Below are 3,801 nucleotides of genomic sequence, written 5' to 3'. Positions count from 1 at the left end.
CGTTGGCGCAGGCCTCTCCGCAGGCGACGAGGATGTCGTGCTCGTCTTCGGCGGGAACCCCGGCCTCGCGGAGCCACTGCCTCAGGGAACCGCGCGCCCGCGAGAGCATTCGGGCCTCCGCCGGGAGGGTGAGGCGGAGCGGTCCGGTCGCGATCGGCAGGAGACGTAGGGCGATGAGGGCGATGTCATCGGCGACGTGGTCCTCCTCGATCATCGAGGCCAGCAGGTGGTCGCACAGACCCTCGAGGTCGGCGCTGGCCGTGTCGGTGGCGGCGTGGCTCAGCCGCGCCAGGCCGTCGGTGAGGGAGGAGTCTCGGCGCTCGACGAGTCCGTCGGTGTAGAGGAGCAGGGTCGACCCTGGTTCGAGCTGGTGGGTCGCTTCGTCGTAGGGCGTCTCCACGGTGACCCCGATCGGCGGCCCCAGCCCACCCGTGAGATAGGTGGCTCCGTCGCGGTCGAAGACGAGGACGGGTGGGTGCCCGGCACTCGCCACGAGCAGGGCACGGGATGCGGGGTCGAGGACGGCGTAGAGCAGGGTGACCATGTCGGGCATCGGCAGCTGGGCGACGAACCGGTGGAGGCTGTGGAGGACGGAGGCGGGCGACGGGTCCTGCAGGGCGTAGACGCGCAGCGCCATGCGCAGCTGGGCCATGCTCGCGGCGGCTGAAGGCCCATGGCCGGCGACGTCGCCGATGACGAGGCCGACCTGGCCACCCGGCAGCTGGAGGACGTCGTACCAGTCCCCGCCGATCTTCACGTCGGTGGTGGCCGGGACGTACCTGGCGGCAACGGCGAGACCCGGCATGTCCGGGAGGCGGTCCGGGAGCAGGCTCCGTTGCAGGGTCTCGGCGATGTCGTGCTCTCGTTGGGCACGAGCCTCTTCCTGGCTCAGCTGCTCCTGCGCTTCGAAGCGCTCGCGGATCTCGGCCGCGAGTCGGTCGTTGAGGGCGGACAGTTGGGCGGTCCTGGCGGCGACGCGCGCCTCGAGGTCGGTCGCAGCCATCTGGAGGGTGCTTGTCGCGGTGTTCCGCTCGCTGACGAGGGCCGCGAGGACGAAGGAGGTGAGGGCGATACACGCGTTGAACGAGTGCAGGGTGAGCATCCGCTCGACGAGGGGACGGTCAGCGAACTGGCCGAGGTCATGTGCTGCCGACCACGTCGTGATGCCGCAGGCCAGGAGCGCGGCCGGCGCAGCGCCGCGCAGCTGGAACCGCCACGCAGCCCACCCCACCACAGGCAGGGCGAGGAAGAGGACCTGCAGGGACTGTGCTGCCCACGTCGTGGTGACGACCACGACGAGGAGCATCGCGGCGATCTCGAACCACCGCCGCGCGGGCCACGACGGGAGCTCACGGAAGAGGGGCAGGCTCAGCAGGAACGGGGTGACGGCGAGGATGCCCATGGTGTCGCCGGTCCACCAGACGGCCCACGCGGCAGGCATCTCGGCCGTCGGGATGGCGTCTGAGAGGACGAGGGTGCCCGAGCCGATCGTTGCGCTGACGAGGGTGCTGGCGAGCGCTGCGAGGACGATGGAGATCGCGTCCCGCTGCCGGTCGAGCTGCCGGCGGAAACCGAGCCGCTCGAGCAGCAGCACTGCGAGGAGCGGGGCGAGGGTGTTGCCCACCGCGGTGACGAGGGCAGGGAGCAGACCTGCGCTCACCGGCAGGTTCACCGCCAGCGCCCCGACGAACACGCCGGGCCAGGTCCACCGCCCGACGAGGAGGAAGGCGGCCACGGCGAGTCCGGTCGGGGGCCAGAGCGGCGTGACGTTCTCAGCCACGAGCGACAGGCTGAGCCCGAGCTGCGCGCCGAGGTAGTAGGCGAGGGCGATCACGAGGAGCCAGCGCACGCGACGGATCGTCGTCTCGCTGGTCGGACCGGCAGTCTCGGGGGTCACCGCCACAGGATGAGCGTAAGGACCCGAGCGGTCCTCCACGTGGGATTGTCGCCAGCCGAGACGCCCACCGCGTCGGGCCGCCTCAGCCCTGGGCCGGGTAGGTGATGGTCAGGCCGTCCACGACGGCGAAGGACGTCAGCGTCTCGGGCTTCGCCTTGACCTCGTCGTAGACGTCGATGACCTCGACGCCGCGCACGAGCAGCGCGTCGCCGACGAGGGAGCGGTGGCACCGCCACGGGACTGCCTCGGCGCACATGATGGCGGTGGGCTTGACGCGGGCGAGGCCGAGCAGCTCCTCGACGCCTGCGGCAAACTCCGGGGTGGCCATGTGGTCGGCGTAGCCGCGGAAGCTGGCGTTGCGCCAGCCCTGGTTGGGCGAGTCGGGCCTCGACCGCCGGAGCCCGCCGAGCGAGGGGAGGTGCCGATAGTCGAGGCCGGAGGCCGGCAGCGTCTCGGCGAGCGAGTCGATGTGGAACTGTGGATTGTGCCGCGACTTGGGCACGGTTCGGATGTCCACGAGCGAGGCGACCGAGTGGGCACGGAGGATGGCGACGAGCTCGTCGAGTGACCTGGTCGAGTGGCCGATCGTGTGGACCCGCACCGAATTTCGTATAGCTGTCGCCTCCTTCGCCGGGGTTCCACGGTAGCGAGTCGTGGCTGAGCACGACGTCCAGCCGCGGCTACCGGTCGACGATCTTCCAGTAGGAGTCCTTGCGCCGGATGAGCCCGTCGTCGTCGAGGTCGAAGAGGTCGCACCCCCGCACCCGCACGCGCTCGCCCTCGGGCGTCGTGCCCGTGAGCAGCCAGCGGGACACCCCACGCCTGTCGCAGAGCCAGTGCTCGTCCTCGCCGTAGTGCACGTCGGGCAGGCCGTGGAAGCGCTGTGCGAGCCCCTCACGCACGGCCGAGGGGCCAGTGAACCGCGTCCCCCAGGGGTCCTCGCCACGCGGCGTCTCCAGGACGCAGTCGTCGGAGAAGAAGCTCATGATCGCGTCGAGGTCGTGAGCGTTGAACGCGGCCAGGAGTCGGGCGAGGCCCGCAGGATCGCCGATGGACACAGCGTCATTCTGTCAGGGGAACGGCCGAAGCGATGGGTAAATGGGGCTGTGCCCTGTTCGGCCGGGCGAACGGCCCGCCGCGACCGCCCCGTGGAGCTCAGGTGTCGCGAGCCCGTGGCAGGGTGAGCTGGCGCCGATGGTGCTCGTAGTGCTGGGTGGCGTAGTGGTAGACGTCCCGGAAGGTCATGTAGTCACGGAAGTAGGGGTCCCACCCGACGGGAAAGTGCATCCCCCGCGCGAGCTCCGCGTCGGTCGCGCGCTCCACGGCGGTCTGCAGGTCGTGGGTGACCCGGTCCATGAGCCCGATCATGCGTGCACGCCCGAGCACCCTTGCCCCACCGAGGGATCCGACGTAGTTGATGACGTGGAAGGGGCGGGTTCCCGCATTGAGGGCGGCAGCGAAGCGACGTGACACACCGGCTGGGAGGCGGGACAACAGCCGGACGAGCGGCCGGAGGTTGCGCACGAGCAGGTAGCCGAAGAGCATGTGGAAGAGCAGTTGCTCGTTGTTCCACTTCGTCCCATCGGTGGGGTGGCGAAGCTCGCCGGGCGTGGCCGTCTCGACGAGCTCGCGGAAGTCCTCACGAGTCCGGGTCAGCTCGGCGAGCAGCTCGACCCTCTCCATGACCTGACCGTATGCCGCTGGGCCGGGTTCCGCACCACCCCCCGGGTCACGCGCGGGCGAGCTCAGTCGAGGGAGCTGCGGGGGGTGCTGGCACCTGACCGGGTGCGGTGGTAGTGGCGGGCGACCCGGGCGCGGTTGCCGCAGCCGGCGGAGCACCACTCGCGCCGGGTGTGCTCCCGGACGAAGTAGAGGACGCAGCCCGGCCCGTAGCAGGCCCGCAA

Annotated in this window: 5 protein-coding genes; all 5 read right to left on the bottom strand. The window is 70.7% G+C overall.

Features of this window, described 5'->3' with window-relative positions; translation table 11 throughout:
• The coding region (locus LOY02_RS18440) for a SpoIIE family protein phosphatase (RefSeq protein WP_317183826.1) at positions 1-1,897 on the bottom strand (1,897 nt) is incomplete at its 3' end.
• Between the two features lie 82 nt (positions 1,898-1,979).
• Complete coding sequence (locus LOY02_RS18435) at positions 1,980-2,498, bottom strand: DUF488 domain-containing protein (RefSeq protein WP_317183825.1); 519 nt, start codon at positions 2,496-2,498, stop codon at positions 1,980-1,982.
• 79 nt (positions 2,499-2,577) lie between these two features.
• Entirely contained in the window at positions 2,578-2,955 is a 378-nt protein-coding gene (locus LOY02_RS18430; protein WP_317183824.1) for a nuclear transport factor 2 family protein, read from the bottom strand.
• Positions 2,956-3,052: 97 nt separating this feature from the next.
• The gene (locus LOY02_RS18425; protein WP_317183823.1) at positions 3,053-3,580 is read right to left on the bottom strand and encodes a DinB family protein; all 528 of its coding nucleotides are present in this window, start codon (positions 3,578-3,580) and stop codon (positions 3,053-3,055) included.
• Between the two features lie 62 nt (positions 3,581-3,642).
• A complete protein-coding gene (locus tag LOY02_RS18420) occupies positions 3,643-3,801 on the bottom strand; it encodes a CGNR zinc finger domain-containing protein (RefSeq protein ID WP_317183827.1) in 159 nt (52 codons plus the stop codon).

The sequence above is a fragment of the Intrasporangium sp. genome (assembly GCF_032907665.1).
Lineage (GTDB): Bacteria > Actinomycetota > Actinomycetes > Actinomycetales > Dermatophilaceae > Intrasporangium.
Note: the sequence above shows the minus strand (reverse complement) of the source record. Positions and strands in the feature narration are given on the sequence as shown.